The 22,682-nt window shown below is 42.0% G+C and carries 25 protein-coding genes; 17 read left to right on the forward strand and 8 right to left on the reverse strand.

Annotated features, from left to right (window positions below):
- Nucleotides 1-97 precede the first annotated feature (97 nt).
- From H9649_RS06040 to H9649_RS06050, 3 genes are all read left to right on the forward strand, one after another.
- Entirely contained in the window at nucleotides 98-592 is a 495-nt protein-coding gene (locus H9649_RS06040) for a DUF1648 domain-containing protein (protein ID WP_191693822.1), read from the forward strand.
- Between the two features lie 105 nt (nucleotides 593-697).
- Nucleotides 698-1,252 (forward strand): sigma-70 family RNA polymerase sigma factor, encoded by a 555-nt coding sequence (locus tag H9649_RS06045; RefSeq protein ID WP_318241659.1) that lies wholly within the window; start codon nucleotides 698-700, stop codon nucleotides 1,250-1,252.
- Nucleotides 1,227-2,264 carry a DUF4179 domain-containing protein gene (locus tag H9649_RS06050; RefSeq protein WP_191693823.1) on the forward strand — a complete coding sequence of 346 codons (1,038 nt, stop codon included), beginning with the start codon at nucleotides 1,227-1,229 and terminating at the stop codon, nucleotides 2,262-2,264. The genes H9649_RS06045 and H9649_RS06050 overlap by 26 nt, the downstream gene beginning before the upstream one ends.
- A gap of 455 nt (nucleotides 2,265-2,719) precedes the next feature.
- Here the strand turns inward: H9649_RS06050 and H9649_RS06055 are convergent, their stop codons facing one another.
- Both H9649_RS06055 and H9649_RS06060 read right to left on the reverse strand, forming a co-directional pair.
- On the reverse strand, nucleotides 2,720-4,339 hold the full coding sequence (locus H9649_RS06055; protein WP_191693824.1) for an MDR family MFS transporter: 1,620 nt from the start codon (nucleotides 4,337-4,339) through the stop codon (nucleotides 2,720-2,722).
- Entirely contained in the window at nucleotides 4,336-4,788 is a 453-nt protein-coding gene (locus H9649_RS06060) for a MarR family winged helix-turn-helix transcriptional regulator (protein WP_191693825.1), read from the reverse strand. Before H9649_RS06060 ends, H9649_RS06055 begins: the two co-directional genes overlap by 4 nt.
- 169 nt (nucleotides 4,789-4,957) lie before the next feature.
- Here H9649_RS06060 and H9649_RS06065 point away from each other — a divergent pair, with 169 nt between their 5' ends.
- Both H9649_RS06065 and H9649_RS06070 read left to right on the forward strand, forming a co-directional pair.
- Nucleotides 4,958-5,545 carry a hypothetical protein gene (locus H9649_RS06065; protein ID WP_191693826.1) on the forward strand — a complete coding sequence of 196 codons (588 nt, stop codon included), beginning with the start codon at nucleotides 4,958-4,960 and terminating at the stop codon, nucleotides 5,543-5,545.
- A gap of 71 nt (nucleotides 5,546-5,616) precedes the next feature.
- Complete coding sequence (locus H9649_RS06070) at nucleotides 5,617-5,967, forward strand: carboxymuconolactone decarboxylase family protein (RefSeq protein ID WP_225229702.1); 351 nt, start codon at nucleotides 5,617-5,619, stop codon at nucleotides 5,965-5,967.
- A 44-nt stretch (nucleotides 5,968-6,011) separates the two neighbouring features.
- Here H9649_RS06070 and H9649_RS06075 read toward each other — a convergent pair whose 3' ends face one another.
- Nucleotides 6,012-6,347, reverse strand: a complete 336-nt coding sequence (locus H9649_RS06075) for a DUF378 domain-containing protein (RefSeq protein WP_191693827.1) — start codon at nucleotides 6,345-6,347, stop codon at nucleotides 6,012-6,014.
- Between the two features lie 298 nt (nucleotides 6,348-6,645).
- Between H9649_RS06075 and H9649_RS06080 the strand changes: the two genes are divergently transcribed.
- Nucleotides 6,646-7,434: a PAS domain-containing protein gene (locus H9649_RS06080; RefSeq protein ID WP_191693828.1), complete on the forward strand. Its 789-nt coding sequence runs from the start codon at nucleotides 6,646-6,648 to the stop codon at nucleotides 7,432-7,434.
- 29 nt (nucleotides 7,435-7,463) lie between these two features.
- The gene (locus tag H9649_RS06085; protein ID WP_191693829.1) at nucleotides 7,464-8,165 is read left to right on the forward strand and encodes a YjjG family noncanonical pyrimidine nucleotidase; all 702 of its coding nucleotides are present in this window, start codon (nucleotides 7,464-7,466) and stop codon (nucleotides 8,163-8,165) included.
- 26 nt (nucleotides 8,166-8,191) lie between these two features.
- Here the strand turns inward: H9649_RS06085 and splB are convergent, their stop codons facing one another.
- Nucleotides 8,192-9,220 (reverse strand): spore photoproduct lyase, encoded by a 1,029-nt coding sequence (gene splB / locus H9649_RS06090; protein WP_191693830.1) that lies wholly within the window; start codon nucleotides 9,218-9,220, stop codon nucleotides 8,192-8,194.
- A 179-nt stretch (nucleotides 9,221-9,399) separates the two neighbouring features.
- Here splB and H9649_RS06095 point away from each other — a divergent pair, with 179 nt between their 5' ends.
- Nucleotides 9,400-10,146, forward strand: coding sequence for a MerR family transcriptional regulator (locus tag H9649_RS06095; protein WP_191693831.1), 747 nt, complete (start codon nucleotides 9,400-9,402; stop codon nucleotides 10,144-10,146).
- Nucleotides 10,143-10,802, forward strand: a complete 660-nt coding sequence (locus H9649_RS06100; protein ID WP_191693832.1) for a VC0807 family protein — start codon at nucleotides 10,143-10,145, stop codon at nucleotides 10,800-10,802. The genes H9649_RS06095 and H9649_RS06100 overlap by 4 nt, the downstream gene beginning before the upstream one ends.
- 42 nt (nucleotides 10,803-10,844) lie before the next feature.
- Here the strand turns inward: H9649_RS06100 and H9649_RS06105 are convergent, their stop codons facing one another.
- A complete protein-coding gene (locus H9649_RS06105; RefSeq protein WP_191693833.1) occupies nucleotides 10,845-11,588 on the reverse strand; it encodes a DUF5694 domain-containing protein in 744 nt (247 codons plus the stop codon).
- Between the two features lie 311 nt (nucleotides 11,589-11,899).
- Between H9649_RS06105 and H9649_RS06110 the strand changes: the two genes are divergently transcribed.
- The 6 genes from H9649_RS06110 (at nucleotide 11,900) to H9649_RS06135 (ending at nucleotide 17,624) form a co-directional block, all read left to right on the forward strand.
- Nucleotides 11,900-12,454 (forward strand): sigma-70 family RNA polymerase sigma factor, encoded by a 555-nt coding sequence (locus H9649_RS06110; protein ID WP_191693834.1) that lies wholly within the window; start codon nucleotides 11,900-11,902, stop codon nucleotides 12,452-12,454.
- Entirely contained in the window at nucleotides 12,451-13,542 is a 1,092-nt protein-coding gene (locus H9649_RS06115; RefSeq protein ID WP_191693835.1) for a DUF4179 domain-containing protein, read from the forward strand. Before H9649_RS06110 ends, H9649_RS06115 begins: the two co-directional genes overlap by 4 nt.
- Nucleotides 13,543-13,741: 199 nt before the next feature.
- The gene (locus H9649_RS06120) at nucleotides 13,742-14,275 is read left to right on the forward strand and encodes an ECF transporter S component (protein ID WP_191693836.1); all 534 of its coding nucleotides are present in this window, start codon (nucleotides 13,742-13,744) and stop codon (nucleotides 14,273-14,275) included.
- 131 nt (nucleotides 14,276-14,406) lie between these two features.
- On the forward strand, nucleotides 14,407-14,979 hold the full coding sequence (locus H9649_RS06125) for a DUF4358 domain-containing protein (RefSeq protein WP_191693837.1): 573 nt from the start codon (nucleotides 14,407-14,409) through the stop codon (nucleotides 14,977-14,979).
- A 91-nt stretch (nucleotides 14,980-15,070) separates the two neighbouring features.
- A complete protein-coding gene (locus H9649_RS06130; protein WP_191693838.1) occupies nucleotides 15,071-16,483 on the forward strand; it encodes an MBOAT family O-acyltransferase in 1,413 nt (470 codons plus the stop codon).
- Between the two features lie 16 nt (nucleotides 16,484-16,499).
- Nucleotides 16,500-17,624, forward strand: coding sequence for a DHHW family protein (locus tag H9649_RS06135; protein WP_191693839.1), 1,125 nt, complete (start codon nucleotides 16,500-16,502; stop codon nucleotides 17,622-17,624).
- Between the two features lie 40 nt (nucleotides 17,625-17,664).
- On the opposite strand, the gene H9649_RS06140 is transcribed toward H9649_RS06135, so the two are convergent.
- Together H9649_RS06140 and H9649_RS06145 are read right to left on the reverse strand one after the other, a co-directional pair.
- A complete protein-coding gene (locus tag H9649_RS06140; RefSeq protein ID WP_191693840.1) occupies nucleotides 17,665-18,933 on the reverse strand; it encodes a DUF4179 domain-containing protein in 1,269 nt (422 codons plus the stop codon).
- The gene (locus H9649_RS06145) at nucleotides 18,926-19,459 is read right to left on the reverse strand and encodes a sigma-70 family RNA polymerase sigma factor (RefSeq protein ID WP_191693841.1); all 534 of its coding nucleotides are present in this window, start codon (nucleotides 19,457-19,459) and stop codon (nucleotides 18,926-18,928) included. Before H9649_RS06145 ends, H9649_RS06140 begins: the two co-directional genes overlap by 8 nt.
- A gap of 170 nt (nucleotides 19,460-19,629) precedes the next feature.
- Between H9649_RS06145 and H9649_RS06150 the strand changes: the two genes are divergently transcribed.
- Both H9649_RS06150 and H9649_RS06155 read left to right on the forward strand, forming a co-directional pair.
- Entirely contained in the window at nucleotides 19,630-20,280 is a 651-nt protein-coding gene (locus tag H9649_RS06150; RefSeq protein WP_191693842.1) for a hypothetical protein, read from the forward strand.
- 132 nt (nucleotides 20,281-20,412) lie between these two features.
- Entirely contained in the window at nucleotides 20,413-20,829 is a 417-nt protein-coding gene (locus tag H9649_RS06155; protein ID WP_191693843.1) for a hypothetical protein, read from the forward strand.
- A 105-nt stretch (nucleotides 20,830-20,934) separates the two neighbouring features.
- Here the strand turns inward: H9649_RS06155 and H9649_RS06160 are convergent, their stop codons facing one another.
- On the reverse strand, nucleotides 20,935-22,482 hold the full coding sequence (locus H9649_RS06160; RefSeq protein ID WP_191693844.1) for a malate:quinone oxidoreductase: 1,548 nt from the start codon (nucleotides 22,480-22,482) through the stop codon (nucleotides 20,935-20,937).
- Between the last annotated feature and the right edge of the window lie 200 nt (nucleotides 22,483-22,682).

Consider the following 22,682-nt stretch of genomic DNA (forward strand, 5'->3'; position numbering starts at 1 on the left):
TAGTTGCGAAAAATCCATGCTTCTTTCCGTTATATAGATTATAAATACCTTTATCATCCAATCAGAATAAGTCAACAACTGCTAAGGAGGCTTTATCATGTACAATCGTCCAAAGATCGACATTCCGAAAACCACTTTCGAGAAAGCTTTCGATATCATTACGTCCGTGCTTTTCATCGGATGGATCGTGTACCTCATCTATATTTGGGGTCAACTGCCTGCCCAAGTACCAGCTCATTTTAATGGAGCTGGGGAAGTAGATCGCTTAGGATCAAAGTGGGAATTAATAATCCTGCCCCTCATTGCCATTATTATGACGCCATTTTTGGCATTTCTCGAGAAACACCCAGAATGGCATAATTACATGAATCTTACCGAAGACAACATCGAATTCCAATATAAAAATTCACGGATGTTGCTGAATGTAGTGAAGAATGAATCCGTATTATTTCTCGCCTATATCAGCGTTCAATCCAGTCAAGTCGCACTTGGAAATGCTTCGTCACTCGGGTTCGGATTCCTGCCGACCTTCATCATCATACTTTTCGGGTCGATGGCTTTTTTTATTGTACGGTCTGTGAAAAACAAATAATGTTTACAGGACGCCATTTGAAGATGGCGTCCATTTTATTGTTAATAAGAAAAAAGTTGAAACGTTTCATACGTCTCATTCCCCTAACCTATAGAGAAGAGGGTGGTGATTTTATTGATTAACAAATCCAAACTTGTGAAACGAGCGATCAAAGGTGATCAACTTGCTTTACAACAACTCTTGCAGGATGAGCAAGGCAAACTGTATAAGATGGCATTTATTTATATGAAAAATGAAGATGATGCACTTGAAGTATTCCAACAAACGGTTTTAGAAGCGATTGAATCGATTCATCAGCTGAAAAATCCAGACTACTTTTCAACATGGCTTACTCGAATCTGTATCAATATCTCCCTGCAAGAAATTCGGAAACGCAAAAAGGTTGTCATGTTGGATAACTTATCTTTCCCGGAAGAAGTTGAAGAACGCACTTCTATCGAAGAGCAACTCGACTTATCCGACGTACTTTATGAACTTGATGAAAAATACAAGTCCGTTCTCATTTTACGTTTCTATTATGATCAAACCGTAAAACAAATTGCTCAGCTACTGGAATGTCCCGAAGGCACTGTAAAAACGAACATACATAGAGGCCTTGCCCTCTTAAAACAGAAAATGAAGGGAGCATATAAAGATGACAGACGAGAAAAAAGTTATTAAAAAAACAATGGATGACATTACTGTGCCTAATCAAAAGCTGGAAAATATCCTTGAGCGCACATTCAAAAAAAATGTCGGGCAAAGATATAAAAAAAGGAGGAGAACAACTCGCTATATAGCAACAGCAGCATTGGCTATACTTCTTTTGAGTGGCACTGTTGCATTCAATCCTGTTATGGCAAACGTTCTTGGTCAAATACCTATTATCGGAAATGTTTTCTCATATATCAGTTCTGCAACTAAACCGGAATATAATAAATTTTCCCAGTTAGCTACGCCGATTAGTCACACAGAAGAGAGTAACGGCGTCATCATCACGACAGATCAAGGTGTTTTTGACGGAACAACCATCACATTGTCAGTATCCATACAAACCAAAGAAAATCTAGGAGACTCTCCAATGTTCGATTCTATTCCAACCATTAAAGATATCCCTCTTTCAAATGGTGGATATAATCTTGAAAAGGTCGAGGGATTCGGGTACGCAGGAATAATCCAATTAAAACCGCAATTTGATGAGTCGATTCCTGAAAATCTAACTGTTATTTGGAATCCGGTTGCAATAGAGGGCGCTACTAGTGAGCGTATAGAGGGCGATTGGAATTTCAATTTCAACCTTGAAAAAGCGCAAGAGAATATACAACTGATAAATAAACTAGTGTCAAATGAAGGGATCACCATACATGTTAAAGAAACGCGACAAACCGATTTAACATTAAATATTTTCTATCAACAATTGGTAGATCCCAATCTGTTAAATGAGTGGACAGCTGTCGAGGCTGAAATGATGGCTTCTGACAACTTAGGAAACGTTTATGAAGTACCATACAATGGTGGTTTCGCTGATGCAGATGCTCAAACCCCAGAAGATTTACAATGGAGTGCCACTATTAAAGATCTTGACCCGAATGCTACGAAGATCATTTTACATCCTTTTGCTACTATTAGTAGATTAGACAAAGAACCTACTTCAAAAATCGTGGTTTTTGATGAAATTGAAATTGAATTATAGTACAAATTGAATATCATGCAAGCGTAAAGAGAGTAGCCGCGGCTACTCTCTTATTTTGTATTATTTTCAAAGTAGTACTAATAATAGTTTCCATTACCGGGTCGCAACGAAACGTAAACCGCTCGTATCGAAATGTAACTCCCACGCAACGAAACGTAAACCGGTCGTATCGAAATGTAACTCCCCCGCAACGAAACGTAGACGTCGTATCGAAACGTAACAACATCGCAACGAAACGTAAACCGCTCGTATCGAAATGTAACTCCCCCGCAACCGTAGACGTCGTATCGAAACGTAACAACATCCCAACGAAACGTAAACCGCTCGTATCGAAACGTAACTCCCCCGCAACGAAACGTAGACACCGTATCGAAACGTAACCAGAAAAAAAAGCACACCCTATTAGAAAGCAGCCAAGCTACATTCCGATATAGCATACTTCTTTCTGTACTCTATCACTCCGACTTCTTTTCAACCTTCTGCATCGTTGCCATTTTATCTCCGGCAGACACAAGTGGGATTACTCTTAGGAAGATTGCGAAGATGATAGCAATCACCATGATGACGCCGCCCCAGAAGAAGGCGGTAGTCAATGCATTTGCGAAAACATCTTTCACAGTCACCACAAGCTGATCAGCTACCGATTGGATCTCAACAGGCAAACTGTTTTGCAGCTGTTCCAATCGCGGTTGGTCGAGCAATATTTCAGGGTTCATCAGTTCACCGACTTGTTTTGCATGTTCAGGGGGAAGCTTCGTGGATGCATCCATATCACCTGAACTGAATGCCGCTTTCATACCTGAAACCATTTTCGAACTCATCACCGCCCCTAGAATACCGATACCCATCGTATTTCCAAGTGAACGGAAAAGTTGAGATGACGCGGATGCCACTCCAAGTTGACGTAGGCTCACTGCATTTTGGACCGTTAACGAGAATACCGGCATACTCGCTCCGAGTCCAAGACCGACAATACATAAGTAGCTGATCATTATATAGATCGGCGTATCGATTGTGATAAAACTAAGCAAGAAGATTCCAAGTGCGGTAATACTCAGACCGACAATCGCCAAGCCTTTGTACTTCCCAGTTTTCGTCATAAATGCACCAGCAAATGTCGTCGCAAACACCATGACAATCGACATCGGCATCATAATATACCCCGAGCCGCTTGGTGAAATCCCCTTGACTCCCTGAATGAAGAACGGTGCATAAATCATGACACCCATCATTCCCATCCCTAATAGGAACCCGGCAATATTGGACACTGTCACAATATCATTTTTAAAGAGCGAAAGCGGCAGCACAGGCGTCTTCACTTTCGTTTCTGTAATCATGAATGCAATCAAAGCGACGACTGTCAAGCCGAATAAACCGATGATTTGCCATGAATCCCATGAATATTTCCCAGCACCTTCACCTGCTAAACTGAATGCCATCAGCAAAGCAACAATTGTCACCGTTAAGAAGAAGGAGCCGAAATAGTCGATTGTTTCTCCTTCTCTGCGAGGTACTTTCGGGAATAGTTTGAAAATCATCGCAAACGCCAGTATACCTAGCGGTAAGAAAATCCAGAAGACCCAGCGCCAGTCAAGATTATCGACGATGAAACCGCCCATTAATGGTCCAAGCACACTCGCAATTCCAAAAATACCACTCATCGCCCCCGTCCACTTTGCACGTTCCCTCGGCAAATATAAGTCACCGACGGCCGTGAATGCTGTCGACATAATCATACCGCCACCAATTCCCGTAATACCGCGGAAGATGATAAGTTGAAAAATGTCTTGAGAAAACCCTGACAATAAAGCACCGACCATAAAAAATCCAATACCCGCAAGCAAAAATGGTTTTCTACCGTATATATCCGATAGTTTACCAACGAGAATAGTCGCAACCGCCATCGTCAACAGGTAAATTGTAATGACCCAAGTGTAATAGTCCATGCCGCCGAGTTTCGCGATGATTCTCGGCATCGCCACTCCAATGATTGTCTGATTGATGGCCGAGAAAAACATCGCCGTCATGATAGCAATCATAATGGTCACTTTCTGTTTGTTCGTTAAATCATTCATTTCAAGTCACCCTTTCGAATCGTTGAAATTTTAGCTTCAGCTTGTGCAAACGTATCGATTAAGTGATTCAGATCGTTTTCTGTTAGATGGCTGAAAATGTCTTTCATCGTTTTCCTTCCTTCGAGACGCAACGTATCCATTGTGGCGCGTCCTTTTTCAGTCAACTTTAAATAAACAACACGACGGTCGTGCTCATCCTTCTCGCGTTCTACGTAACCATGCTCAATCAATTTATCCGAAGCGATTGTAACTGCGCCTGGTGTTAGTTGGAGTGCTTCCGCCAACTCTGACATTCGCGTTAGTCCTCTTCGTTCCAACATGAAAACAAGATACGATTGTGAGCCCGGAAAATGCTTTTCAAATACTTTTGTCCATACATGACTCATGCTTCGCGTCACTTGCCAAAACAGCTCTTCAAACTGCGAAAACAACTCTTTTTCTTCTTTCATTTCATTCACCTCATTTACTTTAGTTGCTAAATACTTTAACCGCTAAACCATTTATTTAGTATAGATAGCTATTTGTTATTTGTCAAAGAGGTGAACTCAGATTTAATAATGCTTATCGAGGGTATTCTAATTAGGATATTGCATGTAATGAGCGGGAGGGTGAACGGACTTGTTCGGATTAGCAGATTTGGGAGCTCTTATCGTTTCGGGGTTTATCATCTTGCCTGTCGTCATTTTCATACGTGAAATGGGTTATTTAATTGTCAGCTGGCTTTTTGGGGTCATTAAACCGAGGATAACCATCGGCTCTGGACCTCGACTTTTTACAATTGGCATATTCGATGTACGGAAATACTACCATCTGTATAGTTGGTTTTCATATGATGACTTGAAGCAGAAAAGTAATTTTGCCTATATTTGCATATATGCTGGTCCAATCCTTGCAAACTTGACTATTTCCATTGTCATTAATGCATTAATCGCTAACGGACTCGTTGGCAACTTTGAGACATTTTGGAATCGGTTCGTATTTTACGGGTTTTATTATGTACTGCTAGATGCAATCCCGATGATCATGGTCGGTGGTAAACCGAATAACGGCATGATTATTTATGAGATGCTCCGTTATGGTAAACGGGTCGATCATAATGACGAGCCCTTTTTACCTTCTACCACTGAGATTGAGGAAGAATATGAAAAAGAGATGGAACAAATCAAAGAAAAGAAAATTGAACGAGATTCAGAAAAAAACGATTAAGCAATTTTACTGATTCTGATGCATGCCTTCCTCGCCATTGTAAATACTATCCCTGAACAGGAGGGATAGTATTGGAAGAAATCACCTACACAGAAGTCGTTTTACAAGAATACAAAGTTGGTATGGGTACGTTTGCAGAGAAATTGCCGGAAGTAGCAAAAGCGTTTATTACTTTTACGGAAGCTTGTTTTGAAGAGGGAACCGTTTCTCAAAAGCACAAACACCTTATTGCACTCGCTGTCAGCATCTACGCTCATAACGAATATTGTATTGTTTTCCATACAAAGGGTTGTTTAGACGCTGGATGCACGGAAGAAGAAATGATCGAAGCAATTGGCGTTGCTGCAGCTTTGGGTGGAGGATCCGCGATGAGTCAGGGCGTTACCGTATGGCAAGATGCACTTGAAGATTTTACAGAATAACGACGAACAGCCACCTATATAGGTGGCTGTTCGATTGCTTACTCTTACTTCAAATTATTCCTTCTGCGCTCTGCTTTTCTTCTCGCGATTTCGCGTTCTTTCTCAAAATCCGTTTCTTCACCAAACTCCGTGCTCATGTCTGTACGTGTGAAACGGGAAGGACCGGTCGTTACCCCATCCATTTCTTCATTCGGTTTAAACAACAAGCCGAGACATACCAGACCACTTATCCCTACAAGTGCATAAACGATTCTAGATAGTAAAGCTCCTTGTCCTCCAAACAGAGTGGCGACGAGGTCAAACTGGAAGAACCCGATAAGACCCCAATTTAACGCGCCAATAATAACTAAAGCTAATCCGATCCTTGAAATCGTACTCATGTACGAACTCCTCCTTCGGTTAATGTGATTTTGAATCTTCATTACCGCAGACACTTGATGAGTTCTTATGTGCTGTCCATTGCAAAGAACAACTTATAATCCCTTATAGCGCTTGACGATAATTGTATCGATTCGTACTTATCATTTGCTAAAACGCCGGTTTAATACATAGCCATTAATCAGGAGAGTGGATCAAAACAGGTTATTTTTAGCCTGAGCATTTAATTTTCCCAGAGACTTACAGTAACGACTTTTTTATGCTACGATAACTGTAAAGCTTATCCAATTTAGAAAGGAAGTGATTCCACTGAAAAACTTACCTGAATCCATGCAAATTCAACTGTTGCAAGAGATGCTTGATGGTAGCCAAGTAGCAGCACTCGTAACTGATCCCAATCAAGAAGATCATCCAATTATCTTTGCAAATAAAACGTTTGAAACATTGACTGGCTATCCAATGTCTGAAACACTTGGGCGAAACTGCAGGTTTTTACAAGGAGAAGATACAGATCCTGTTGCAGTTAATAAAATAAGGACTGCCATTCATGACAAGCAACCGGTTGTTGTCACACTGAAAAATTACAAAAAAGATGGTACGATGTTTTGGAACCATCTATTCATTAAACCATTAGAAATTGAAGGCAAGCTGTTCTTCATTGGTACACAAACTAACGTGACGTTAGAGCATAAACAAAAAAGGTTGATTACAGAGAAAGAAAAAGAGATCGAACAACTTATCTTGCCTATTTTAATGCTTCATAATGGTGTTGCCGCTGTCTCACTAATTGGCAAAATGACTGAAGAACGCATTAATCTTTTATCAATAGGCTTAAGTGAATTTGTCCAAAAACGCCATATAGACTATATGATCATCGATATCACGGGAATTCGCTGGGATGAGGAAACTCCTTTGACTACTTTCCAATCTGTACATAGCGTATTACAATTAATGGGCACTGAATTATTTATAACTGGCGTGACACCTCAAATTGCTCAAGCATTGACAGCTATGGGCGAGTCAACTGAGCGGTTGCTAACATTCGCAACTCTTCAACAAGCTTTGGAAAGAATCACTAAGAATACGTGATTGATTTAACATGTAAGGAGATGTATGAAGTGAAGTACGACGTATTTTTGTTTGACCTAGATGATACATTAATGGATTTTGGAGAAACTGAAAAGAACGCGTTTACGAACGTATTTACAACGAATGGACTGCCAAATGGCTTGGCAGAGTACAGAGCTACATACCGTGCAATCAGTACCGTTTTGTGGGAAGATCTCGAACAAGGCAGGACGACACTCGCCGACTTGAAGACGGAGCGGTTCAGACGTCTGTTCCTTGAGCACGGATTGGATATCGATGCAGAAGTATTTGGACAGACGTACCTCGATAATCTTGGAAAAGAAGTCCACTTAATCGAAGGGGCTGCTGAAGTTATTAATAGCCTATCAGGAAATCGAATTGCACTTCTCACGAATGGATTTAATGACGTACAACTCGCTCGTATGGCTGGTTCTGGTCTTGCAGATAAATTTGAAGCCATTTTCACATCTGAAGCAATTGGCTACCAAAAGCCGCAACCGGAAATCTTTGAACATGTCTTCCGCCAAATGGAGCTTTCAGACAAATCACGTGTTTTAATGATTGGCGACTCTTTATCGTCCGATATTCAAGGTGGGAACAACTTTGGCATCGATACATGCTGGTATAATCCGCGCCGTAAACCGAATACGAGTAAAGAGATTCCTACATATGAAATTCATAACTGGAATGAATTTCAATTGATAAGCAAACAAACGGTCACGTCCGATTAACTGGATATGACCGTTTTTCATCAGTTTCACGTAAAATATTCGATTTTCGCATTTGGGAAAAATTTCTCCACATAACCGAATAAGAATTCCTTAATTTCATCTTCTTCGTCCTTCTGATAAATATATTTGCCGATACCGTATTTACCCCATTTATAGCGCCTTTTCTCTTCATCTAACTCAAGCTTTGTTTTTGGATAATTCTTTTCGATAACTCGTTTTGCAGGCTTCGTGAACCGGTGTTGAATGAATTCGAACGTAATGTCATCCCGTGCATCCTTCGGCAACTCCTCGTCCAACCGTTCAAACAGATGATGGTACCCTTCTTGCCAGTCGTCATGCAAATAAATCGGCGCGACAATAAAGCCAAGTGGATATCCCGCTCTTGCCACCTTCCCCGCTGCCTCTATCCGTTTATCGAGCGGTGATGTACCTGGCTCAAAGTTTTTGATGACATAATCAGCATTTACACTAAATCTAAAACGCGTATTCCCATTGTGCTTCGCGTCCAGCAGATGGTCCACGAAATGGAATTTCGTCACAAATCGTAATCTGCCGAGCTCCGTCTGTCCGATATGCTCAATCGCCCGTTTTAACGTATGCGTCAGATGATCAATGCCTACAATATCCGAAGTACAGGCCGCCTCAAATCGCGTAATTTCAGGCGCTCGTTCCTCAATATAGCGATCAGCCGCCTCAAATATTTCCTCCACATTCACATACGTGCGGATATATGGCTTCGTACCCATCGTCGTCTGCAAATAGCAGTAATGGCAGTGCCCCATGCACCCCGTCGCAAGCGGAATCGCATACTCTGCGGAAGGTTTCGACGTCTCAAACTTCAACGTTTTTCTTAAACCTACAACTAACGTCGACTTCGCAATCCTGTATTTTTGCGCATCCGTCTCACCAGGCAAATCCCGAATCTGGTTATGTGAAGTCGTAAAGCGTATTTCAATTCCCATTTTCTCAAACTTCTCATGCAGTTCCTTCCCTAACGGATAATCAAGCGCATTCGGTTCAAAATAAACTAACTGTGGCACGAACGGTTTGTTCATACGGCCATCGACCTTTTTATATAAATTTTCATAAGCTCACCTTTTCCTTTTAGCTTAGCTTGTCTAAAAGGCTCGGAATTATGAACTTGGATATTTTTATTAGTTTTTGCGAAAATCTCTTGCCCCTTACGTTACGGAAGGTCCTATAATGGATGAAACGTGAGGAGTTGAGTTCTGTTATGTATTCGATTGGAAAAGTCGCCGCCATGAGTAATGTGACCGTTCGAACATTGCGTTATTATGATGAAATCGGCTTATTGCCTGCCGAAAAGAACGCACAAGGTCATCGATTTTACTCAGACATAGATATTTCAAAGCTTCATTATATCCTGACATTACGGGATATAGGATTGCCACTCGAGTCGATCCAAAAAGCTCTAACTGGAAGAGAGGTGAATGTTCATGATGTCCTCGAAATGCGCTTGAAAATGATTCAATCGGAAATGAAACAATTAAAAAAAATGGAAGCCTCCATCACATCCTTAATGGTGCTTGCTGAAGTGGAGCAGTCAACCGACTGGGAATCAGTCTTCGCTACATTTTATACGTTTCCGAACAATCGGGATGCACTGAAAAGTCTATGGGGCCATCATTTTTCCGAAGAAGAAATAGAAACACTACTCGATCTTCCTCACTTAGGTGGAGGAGGTGAATTGACAGACACAACAGTCGACCTTCTAAAGGATGTACGCGCAAACTTGCATATGGATCCTGCAAGTGAAACTGCACAACAGTTGGCGAAGCGATGGGTTACATGGGTGGAAGACATGTATGAAGGTAATTCCGAACTTTCCAATAAAGTATGGAAGACAAGTCAACACGAGGAAGCTGTAGGCTTTTATCAGTTTGAGAAAGAGCTGGTTGCGTTTATTGAACAAGCCATAACGTATTATTATGAATCACAACTCAAGGACAACATGCCATGAAGAAATTAATATTGTTCGACCTCATCTTCTATATGACGTTACCTTTTTTGTTGTGGAATTATGCTCGGGAGCCTTTCGGAGATTATTACGCCATGCTGTTATCGACTGTTCCGGGGCTAATCTATACAATATATCGCTTTTACCGTGAACGGCAATTTAACATCGCCGGCCTCTTCATCATTTTTTCGCTTATCCTAGGTACAACCGTAAGTGTACTGTCTGGTAATGCGGAGAGGTTATTGTGGAATCAAGTCTATCTCGGATACGGATATGCAGTCATTTATGGTCTATCCGTTTTATTCCGCAAACCTTTCGCCTTGTATTTTGCGGTGGACTTTATGTATTTGCAAGGCTATCCACGCAAAGACAGCACAATATTGTTCTCATCAAAAGGAATTTTCGTCTGGTATCAGCTATTGACGATACTTATCTGCATTCGAGGTATTTTCCAAAGCTCGCTGAAAGCCTGGCTTCTTAACATATATGGTGTAGACGGATATGGACAGATGTTAGTGTATATGCAGGTCAGTGGGTGGGTTTTCGGAGGTTTGATTACCGGCGGTTATTTCCTTATTGGTTTTATCGTGAAGAGCTATGTGAGAAAGCATTATGGTGAGGATGTTTCGACGAATCCGCCGATTGGGGTAAATGAATAATAGACAGTTCTGCATGACCGAACTGTCTATTTCTGTTGGAGTTTATTGCAAATACTCCCGCACATCAACCAGCTCAAACAATCCGCTTTCCCTCGCGAAGTTTGCCACGATTTCTACATGTGAAGCGCCGACCATGAATAAAATGCGTTCTTCACCGGAAGTCGCCAAATCGGACAAATTTGCAAAAAGGATAAGATTGCGTTGATACCACCATAGGAGCCAGTCCATGCCGACGTAGTCATTTCCTTCTTTGATGCGTGCCATGTTGACGTAAACCCTGTGCATTTTTTCAACCATTTCGGGTTGATTGAAGTAAAGGATGATTTCTGAAACGGTCCTGCCTTTTGTCGATAGATCCACTTCATCATACCAGCCGAAAAGCTCTTCGTATAACGCGGGCTGGTTCGCTTTCGCCCATTCGGTCACTTCCCCTATTTCACGATTGGCCGCGCCCTTTTCCATCCAATCCACAGCATGGATTTCTTCATGATTCATGTCGCGAGCGAGTCGATATCCGATCTGATCGATTTCATTCGCACCCAATTTGTAGTCGCCTGTCAGGTATCTCCTATATTGATCGTTGACGAAATTGCTCGATGTCTTTTCCGCTTCCACAGCTATTTTTGTCGGCTGAAATGACTTCAGTCGTGCTACAACGTCACATATTTCTTGCTGCCTATGCGGAGCGAGCATATCATCCGCTTCAGTTTGGACCAAATCCCCAGTCGGCCCCATATGGAATGCCCCCATAATCATAAGTTTTGGTTTTGCTGTTGTTTTTGTCATTATTTTTCCCCCTGTATAATGTGTTCCTTCCATTCTAGCATTATATTTGCACTTGTCAGCAAACGACGTAGTGGTTATAACTGACTCGTGATGGGTTATCACCGATTCTAAGTACGATATCACCGACTTGCGGCTTGTTATCACCGACTTGCCCCCACTTATCACCGACTCGCAGAATTCAATGGATTCCCTACTAAAATCGCCGCAGTGCAATGAAAATAAAAAGCCCACAAAAAAAGGTGAGAATAACTTCTGTTTGGTACGATGTATTAAGTGTAGAGGCCTTTACGAGACAAGAAGGAGTTATCGGCATGAAAATTACAACTGAAAACTTTATAAAGCACTTTAAAAAAGGGAAAGAACCCGCGCTGGAATATGTAATCGATGAGTACGCTGGGATTGTGAAAGCAATTGTCTATAACTCATTGCAATCGTATAACGATCCTCATGTAATCGAAGAATGCATTAGCGATACATTTCTCGGTGCCTATGAAAATGCAAAACAGTTTTCAGGCGGGCAGGAGGATTTCAGGAAATGGTTATGTACGATTGCGAAGTTCAAAGCGATTGACGCCCAGCGGAAGCTCGTGAAGCAACCTATTGCGGCGGAAATTGAAACGGACATCCTAACGGCCCAGTCAGCCGAGGAGGAGTTCATATACCAGTCGAAAACGAACGAGTTGCTCGTTCTGATGGCCAGGTTAGATGAAATAGATCGTGATATTTTCACGATGAAGTATTTCCTCAATATGCAAAACGAGGAGATCGCCACAAAACTTGGATTGACGAAAGCCGCTGTCGACAACCGGTTGTATCGAGGGAAAAAGCGATTGCAAAAATATCGTATAGAAGGAGCGTACACATGAAAAACATATATAAACAACTTGATAAATTAAAAATGGACACGGACCTCCAACCGATGGATGTAAGCAAGTTGGAAAAGGCTCGCATTAAACAGAATGTCTTACGAAACAAAAAGAAGACTCATATGCCTAAAATCGCTTCAGCGGCTGTCGCTGTTGTAGCTGCTTCGTTCATCACATTTGGGGTGGCTTTCCCGACATTAGCTGCCAAACTACCCATCGTTGGGAACTTGTTTGAATCATTCGTTGATGATAAAAGTTATGTGTTTGAAAAATTTGCTGACCACGCATCTGACATCGGGGCCACGAAAGAAAGTAATGGGATTAGTGTAACAGTGACAGATGCTGTGTACGATGGTGAGAATATTACGATTGCCTATACAATGATAAGCGATCAAGATTTGGGTGAGCGCCCAATTTTGGAAGGTAAACTGCATGCTGAGGAATTCGGTGACGCTTACGAGCATTTCGGCTTTGCCCCTAAAGAGATGGGAAAAAAGATCAGTGACACCGAATACGCCGGCTTATTAGTCTATGGATTGGTCGATGGACCTAAGCCTGAAGAAATTCATGTTACGTGGGATGGTTCTCGTATTATCAACCTGGACAACGTGAACAATAATCATTCAGGGGATTGGTCATTTCAATTTAACTTGAATGCACTTGAATCGACGTCAGTTAACTTTGCCAATTCTAACATCACGTCTGAAGCTGTTGGCATTCAAGTTAATTTACAAAAGATCACGGAAACACCCGTATCGACGACGATTTATCTGTCAGAACTAGTGGATCTCCCTACTGTCTCCATGGAAGAAAGCGAATGGCGGGGGGCTCAAATTGAATATGATATAACCGACGATTTGGGAAATGAATACAATGCCATACATTATGTAGACATTGGGCATAGTACAGATTTTAAAGGCCGAATGAGTAATCCTAGGATTACAACTACACAATTTCATCCTGAAGCTACAACTATTTACGTTACGCCTATTATAAATGTATACAAGATGATGAACAGCGAAGGCAATCTTGAATTGATCAAGGAACCCTATTCAATTGAACCATTGTTAATACCTTTAACAGAATAACAAACTACTCAACTACAAGAAGGCGCTTACTGCCTTCTTTTTTTTCTGGATTTTAACTATATACACGTAAGCATGAGAAACCTCTCTTACATAAACTCGAAATCTGACCCCTAAGTTTTCTTCCGATTTGACTCTTTCACTAGTACCAGTCGTTTGCTATTGTTAGATTATTAAATGAAACAACTGGGGGCATTGACTTATGCAAAAAGCAGCGACTCATACAAATTCGCGGACATTCGACTTAATCTTAACTTCCATGCTCATCGCACTCGTTTTCGTTGCAACACTTCTTTTGAATATCAAATTGCCGATATCAGCTAACGGAGGGCTGGTTCATCTTGGAACAGCGATGCTTTTTATCGTCTCAATTTTATTCGGCCCTAAAAAAGGAATGATTGCGGGAGCTGTCGGAATGGGGTTATTCGACTTAGTATCCGGATATGCGGTATGGGCACCCATCTCATTTGTAGCACGCGGCATTCAAGGCTATCTCGTCGGAAAAATCTCTTGGTCGAACGGCCGGAATGGAAATAGCTTCCGCTTCAACCTTTTGGCAACAATCGCTTCTACACCACTTATGATTGCCTGTTATTACATTTGGGAAGCCATTATATTCAAAAGCTGGCTTATTCCACTCGCTTCCATTCCAGGAGACATCGTACAAACGGTCATCGGCCTGCTAGTGGCAATCCCTGTTTGTGTAATGTTGAAAAAGACACCGTTTTTCAAATGAAAAAGAGAGGGCGCATTGGTCATGATGCGTTCTTTTTTTATTGTAAAAATAAACCTTTCATCTCCTGTAACCTTTGTCATTCCCACACGACAAATGTTATGTAACTAGTAAAGATTCAGGAGGAAAACATCATGGGAAAACTTAAAGTAGTAGTATTGGCATTGGTTTTGGTACTTGCAGCCGGCTGCTCACAAAAGGATGATACGAACAAACCAGGAACTGAAAAGCCGGACACAACCGTCTCTTTTGACGACATGACGACCGACATGAAAGAGGCCATCGCGGAAGACTTGAAGGAAGGCGGCGTTGAAGAGGAAGTACTTGTCGATAACAAACTGACGTACTATTTGGAAACAGACTTGACCGCAGCTGAAGAGGAAGATCCCGCAGTTGCCATTTGGCTTGAGAAGATGGGACTTGACCAAGCTAACATCACAAAGGGACTAGTCATCGCCGCAATGATGAATGTCAATGCAGATGAAATTATTGTACTTGAAGCGAAGGACGAAGCGGACGTTGCGGCATTGAAAGAATCGCTAGAAAATGAACTTGAAAACCAGGACAACACGTGGAAACAATATTTGCCTGACCAGTATGAAAAAGTAGAAGATAACATTATCGCGACAAACGGCAAGTATTTACTATATGTTACGTATTCAAACCCGGATAAGATAGAAGAAATCTTCAACAGCTATACAAAGTAATTTCGTAAAAAGGCAACCAACCACGCCCCAGACTGTTCCATTATGACCGAACTGTCTGCGGCATTCTTTTTACGACCGGGGAGATGATGCAATGGTATTCAGCAGTTTGACGTTCCTATTCTTTTTCCTTCCGATTGCGTTGCTGTTGTACTTCAGCTGCCCGAAGAAGATGAAAAATCTCGTTCTGCTCGCTGTCAGTTTATTCTTTTACGCATGGGGCGAACCGATCTATATTTTGCTGATGATTTTTTCAGCGAGTGTCGATTATATGCACGGGCTCATTATTCATAAATACCGAATCACTCACAAATTACTCGCGAAATCGGCGCTTATTTCTTCATTAGTCGTCAATATCGGTATTTTATCTTTCTTCAAATACGCCGACTTCCTAGTAGATAATGTAAATCTGTTCTTCGGCTCAGCGATTCAACCATTGGATTTGCCGTTGCCTATCGGTATTTCATTCTATACATTCCAAACGATGTCTTATTCGATTGATGTGTATAGAGGAAAAGTGAAACCACAGCGTAATCCGATAACGCTCGCGCTATACGTAACATTGTTTCCACAGCTTATCGCGGGACCGATTGTCCGTTATGAGACAATCGAAAAAGAACTCGCGAACCGTTCATTCCAATTGGATCAATTCACGGACGGCATCCGTCTTTTCATCATCGGGCTCGGTAAGAAAGTGCTCATCGCCAATTCCATTGGGGAGTTGTGGTTCACAATCCAGCAGCAGGAATTAGGCGCATTATCCACTTCCACCGCCTGGCTCGGAATTATTGCATTCTCGTTCCAAATCTACTTCGATTTCAGTGGATACTCGGATATGGCAAGAGGGCTTGGCAAAATGTTCGGGTTCAACTTCCCGATCAACTTCAACTATCCGTACATCTCAAAAAATGTCACGGAGTTTTGGAGACGCTGGCATATGACACTCGGTTCGTGGTTCCGCGACTATGTGTATTTCCCACTCGGTGGCAGCAGGAAAGGGACGTGGTTTACCGTCCGCAACTTGCTGATTGTATGGGCGATCACAGGTCTCTGGCATGGCGCCAGCTGGAATTTCGTCTTATGGGGATTGTATTTCGGTGTATTGATCGGCATCGAAAAATTGGGCTTACTGAAGTTATTAGAGAAACTTCCGTCTGTTTTCCAGCACACCTATTTGCTGCTCATCGTCGTGTTCGGTTGGCTGCTATTCGTCTTTGAAGATGGAAAACAAGGCATCGCTTATGGGAAAGTGATGTTTGGTGCTGCCAGCCAACCCTTTTACGACAATCAATTCCTTTATTTCATCACGGCAAATGGACTGTTGCTGATCATTGCAGTCATTGCATCAACACCGTTGCTGAAAAAGGTGTACCAAATCATGACATGTAAACTGTCAACACCAGTACATGCAAGTGTCTCAATCATTTGGCTCATCATTATACTGTTCCTGTCGACTGCTTACTTAGCGAATGACAGCTATAATCCGTTTCTCTATTTCCGTTTCTAAAGAAGGAGGCTGTGCTATGAAAGTGACTAATCAGATACTGTTGAGTCTGTTCGTCCTATTCATTGGTGGCGTCTCCTTAACGTACGTATTCACCGAAGACCGTGCGTTTTCGGAAACGGAAAATCGGGTGCTTGCGCAGATGCCGACATTTACATGGGATAAATTCATCGCAGGCAAATTCACGAAGGAATTCGAGACGTATCTAAGCGATCAATTCGTGAAAAAAGACTTTTGGACAGGCCTGAAAGCCGTCACTGAAAAAGTGTCGTTAAAGAAAGAGAACAATGGAATTTACTTTGGAAAAGACGGATATCTATTTGAACGTTTTCCCGAACCTGGAAAACAATTCACCGCCAACATCAACCATCTCAACCTGTTTTCAGATAAACTGCAAGGCTTGAACCTATATGTCATGACAGCTCCTACTTCAATTGCTATGTATCCTGAGAAGCTTCCGAAGTACGCGTATTCAGCGGACCAACTGACCGCGTTGAACACGATGAAAGAGCAACTGAATCCGTCCATCCATTGGATCGATATATACAAGCCGCTAGAGGATGCGAAAGACGAGCCCCTCTACTATCATACCGACCACCACTGGACGACACACGGCGCTTTCATCGCCTACGAGGAAGCCGCCAAAGCGATGGGACTCCAAGCGTACACAAAAGAAGACTTCACAATCGATCAGGTATCCAACAAGTTCTACGGCACATATGATGCAAAAGCAAATGACTTCACGGTTACACCTGATTCAATCGAGCTGTACAAACCGAACTTCGACATCGAGTACACAGTTGAATTCGGAGATGACACAAAAAACTTGGACGGATTGTACGCATGGGAGTTTCTAAAGAAGCGCGATCAATACGCCATGTTCTTAAACGGCAATCATGGAAAAGTTGTCATCCACTCTACGAACAAAAACGGACGTAAACTGCTCGTCGTAAAAGACTCTTACGCGCATGCGCTCATCCCTTTTCTCGCCAATCATTTTGAAGAGATCCATATGATTGACCTTCGCTACACGCATGAGAAACTCGATCACTATATGGAACAACAGGACATTCAAGATGCACTCGTCGTCTACAATATCTCAACGTTTGCGGATGATCCAAATATAATCTGGCTCAGACAATAGAATAACGAGGCAACCCGTAATTCACGGCTGCCTCGTTGTTTTATTTCACATTAATCTTTATGCTATCCCCATAATTCTTCTTATAATGCATCCCTTCGATATGAAGGGTATCAGGCATTTCATCGCTTTCAAATAACAGGATCCGTTCCTTATAGTCATCTGTATGATCCTGTCGCAGCAATGTCTTCAGCGGCACGGAGCGTTCACCCGCTTGTATTGAAACCCCTTCCAGTAGTACGTCATCCGCCGTCGCAATCGTCACTTGAATTCCCTTCTCTGTCATCTCCACTTTCCGAACGAACAATTCTTTCTCGTGAATCAACGTCGGATCTTCATTCAAACCAGTCAGTGGAACAGTCGCATCCACATCCATATAGCCGACAAACGTCTGAACAACGAGTTCCAGACTTTTCACTCCTTCTGGTAACGCATCAAAATTCAGGTTAAACGTACTCCCCTTCCACGATGAAGAGACACCTGCCCCCTGATTGTCAATCGGCTTACCGTCCGCAAGAAGCTGAATGCCTTCAAAAGCGCCTGGATAGCGGTCATAATTATCCACGTTCAGCTTTCCTGTAACCGTCGTCCGGCTTGGCGTCGCCGTAATCGCGTCGAATCGGATCGTCCCCTGATCGACTTGGACCGTCTTCTTGATCGATTGCTTCCACTCCGTCACCATCGCCTCATTCGGATTAAAAGGGAACGATATCTCGTGTTCCTTCATCGCTTGCCCTTCATCCACTTCTTCCAGCAGATGAAGCGTCAAGCTCTTTGCAAAAGGGCTGACCGCGTCAAACGACTGCATCCCTGTAAGCTTGGTCTCCTCATCATTCATCGACCAAGTCCCGCTGACCGCGAAAGATTTCGTCAGCACTCCGGTAATATTCCAGAACGAATATGGCGGATTAAGATCCACTCCGTCCGGATTCGAGTATGTGTAATAAAGGACGAACTGGCTCTTGTCACTATACATTCCCTCTAGTTGCAACTGAGATCCGTCTTCCAGCAACACAGTCGCATCAATCGTCTGTCCAAGACCTGCGTCATTCAGATCCGATAACGTACCTGTCATGATGTCATCAAAACCCAAAAGCATTTTCCCATAATACGCAAATGCGTTGTAATTGTAACTAACGACAGATAAAAACACTATAGCTGCGATAACAGCGATCCATTTCGGTGCAGTTTTCGGCTTCCGTTCTGGCACTTTTTCGAGCGCCATACGCAAACGGCCTTCCAACTCAACCGGTGCCTTTACATCATTTTGACGCTTTTTCTCTTCCGCTAACCGCTTCTCCAGTTCAGTCAATGCCGTCACCTCCAGACGTCTCGCGCATCTTTTTCAGTCCTTGAAAAATCCTCGATTTCACTGTCCCAATCGATACATATGTCATGTCTGCTATCGTCTGATTATCAAGATCGTGGAAATACTTCAGCACAATGGCTTCCCTCTGGTCAGAATTCACGAGAGACAACATGCCTTGCAAATCCATTCGTTGCTCGCTTTGCACAATGGAATCCGGATACTGCCCAGTTTCAAAATGTTCTTCTGAATCTCCCATCAACACAACCTTGCTCTGTTTCCGCAACATCTGTTTACACCGGTTCACAAGAATGGTTTTGCTCCAGCTATAAAAAGCCTCTTCCTTCTTCAGCTGATGAATGGACTGAAACAAACTGACAATCATGTCTTCCAACGCATCCATTGCGTCATGCGGATCCTTCATATAGGAGAGAGCAAGCCGATAATACGCATCTTGCTGCTCGTGGATCAATTGCAACAGCGCTTCTTTGTTCCCTTTTTTCGCCTTCTTCACTAGACGCACAAACCCCATACCCTCACCTCTCCCCTATAAGAGTCCGCAATCATGTAAAAAGTTCATTTGATGATTGAATACATTAATATAATTTCTGGAGATCCCGCGATAAAGACATACTTTTCAGAAATAGGAATGTTATACTTATTATACTACTTGAGTTATGGACTTTCAGAAGGGGTGAATTTATGCTCAAACAATTATCTATTTTAAGTTTGTCATTATTATTGTTAATTGGTTGTTCTAATGTAAACCCAAATAATCAACAAAATCTTGCTAACCTAGAAGAAGAACTAGATAAAACTGCTGAACATTTAGTGGAAAAAGAGAACGAATTAAAGCAACTTTATCAGCAGCTTGAAGGAACAACAGAACAGGGATATATCTCAATTTCTAAAGATGATCTCCCGAAACTTTGGAATAACCCTGAAACACAACTATGGAAGTATATGATGGACTCTACCTTCGCTAAAGAAAATGGGTGGGAGCAATCTAGCACAAATTGGAGAAAATTAGATACCAAATTGGATGAAACCATTTCATCCCCTAATCAATCTTGGCAATCTCCAGGAATGCTAATGTTAGCATTTATGACTGAACTAGAAATTAGTGATTCGTTAGGTCAAGAATTTTGGGAAATAAATTCTAGGATCGAGTTTACTGACGAAAACAACGCAACCGGTTATATAATGAGTTATGGTTGGCGTGATGATTCTATTGCTGGAAGCGATATAAAATTAACGATGAAAAAAGATAACGGATTTTGGTACATTGAAAACGCAGAAGAACGAGAGCAGTGTTATAGAGGTCTTGGTAAAACTAAAGGGCTCTGTCTATAATTGTGTTCTTCTGTAGCTTATGGAGGTAATGGGTGCACAACAGATGAAGGTTGCGCTTTAATCCGGCCAGTTAGTGAAAGAAGAAGTGGTTTTATTATTTAGATTATTAATCACTAAAGAGGTGGTTTGGAAATGAAGTTTAGGGTGTTGTTTGCTATTTTTTTTATAATTTTTTTGACAGCTTGTTCAACAACTAAACAAACTGTTATTGAGGATGAAGTTATCTTCTACGGCGAAGGAGATCATTGGAATGTCAAGTATATTTACAATCCTGAACTGTACAATGAAAAAAAGGTGAATTGGGTTGAAATCGAATTGAAAAATTCACAACTATTGCAAGAAGACTTATCTAATATTGACATTGGATTTGAAGGTAGAGATGGGTTAATTACAGGAAATGTTGGAGATATGGTAACAAAAATTAAAGGTAACGTTATTTCTTTTTTAGTTGGTACTGTTAATTCTGAAACATTTAAAGAAGATAAATATAAAATCACGATAAAATTTGAAGATAAACCCGATGTTATAAAATTGCAGTTTTTGAACTAACATGTACGATTGTAAGCTTAATTCATCGTACCCCTTCCAAACACAAAAGTTAAAAAAGCCGAAAAACAGTACGCAACTGTCTTTCGGCTTTTCTTACTTGATGCATTATTCGATTGTTTCAACATCGCCTTCAATGACGACTTCTGGATCAATTTCCACATCTACATGTACAGGGACTTCATTTAATTCGAGCGCCGCCGCTGTGAAATGATGTACTTCATCCAATAACTCCGTGTTGTCTACAAGCGACTTTCCGTAGGACGGGATGATCTCTTTCAACTTCGGTTCCCATTCTTTCAGCTCCTGTGGGAAGCATTTCTTGAATACTTCAAGCATGACGTGGACGGCAGTGGATGCACCTGGAGAAGCGCCAAGCAAAGCAGCGACTGATCCATCAGACGAACTGACGACTTCCGTACCAAATTGAAGTGTCCCCTTACCTTTATCCGTATCCTTAATGACTTGTACACGCTGTCCTGCTACAACAAGATCCCAATCTTCAATCTTAGCAGTAGGAATAAATTCGCGTAGTTCTTCCATACGCTTTTCTTTTGAGAGCATCAATTGCTCAATCAGATATTTCGTTAAGGACATCTCTTTCGCACCTGCCGCCAACATCGTGAAGACGTTATTCGGTTTAACAGACGTGATCAAATCCATATTCGATCCTGTTTTCAGGAATTTCGGAGAGAACCCTGCAAACGGTCCGAACAGCAATGACTTTTTATTGTCGATGAAGCGTGTGTCAAGATGCGGAACGGACATCGGAGGAGCTCCAACTTTCGCTTTACCATATACTTTCGCGTGATGCTGCTCGATAACTTCCGGATTGTTGCATACCATGAAAATCCCACTAACAGGGAACCCGCCAATATGCTTGCTCTCAGGAATACCTGTCTTCTGCAGTAAATGAAGGCTGCCGCCTCCGCCACCGATAAAGACGAACTTCGCCTGATGGTGCTCAGTCACGCCTTGCGCATTTTTTACTTTCAAGTTCCATCCGCCGTCAGCTGCACGCTTCAGGTTTTCAACACTATGTTTGTACTTAATGTCAACGTTTTGCTTTTTCAAATGGTCGAACAGAATACGAGTCAGTGCGCCGAAATTGACGTCTGTCCCCGTATCAATTTTCGTCGCTGCAATCGGTTCTTTAGACGTACGATCTTTAATGATCAACGGAATCCATTCCATCAGTTTCTCCGGATCTTCCGAGAACTCCATCCCCTCGAACAAAGGATTCGTCGATAACGCTTCGAAACGTTTTCTAAGGAAGTTCACATTATCCTGACCGAGCACCATGCTCATGTGAGGCAATGATTGGATGAACTCACCCGGGTTGCTGATCAAGCCTTTCTTCACAAGGTATGACCAGAATTGCATGGACAGCTGAAACTGCTCATTAATGGTAATCGCTTTGCTTATATCAATTGAACCGTCAGGCTTTTCAGTCGTGTAGTTGAGCTCACATAATGCCGCATGACCTGTTCCCGCGTTGTTCCACTCGTTCGAACTTTCTTCACCGGCACTGTCAAGCTTCTCAAACACTCTAATATTCCATTCAGGCTTTAATTCTTTTAGAAGTGTCCCTAGTGTGGCACTCATGATTCCGGCACCAATCAAGATGACATCTGTTTTAGTTTCTCCGTTACTCATTATACCCATCCTTATACGTTAGAATTTGTAGAAAGGATCCAAGTCGCGAGCACATCGCACACCTTTGCTCCTTCAATTATATCATATTATATTACAATTATTTATAGTTGAAGCTTTTATCGTTTTCTGATACATTCCATTGCCATTTTACGGCTATTTCTTGTTATAAATATTGTTGAAATCGATCGCATTTCGTCTAT

Origin of the sequence: Sporosarcina quadrami (assembly GCF_014836615.1) — a bacterium.
GTDB classification, from domain to species: domain Bacteria; phylum Bacillota; class Bacilli; order Bacillales_A; family Planococcaceae; genus Sporosarcina; species Sporosarcina quadrami.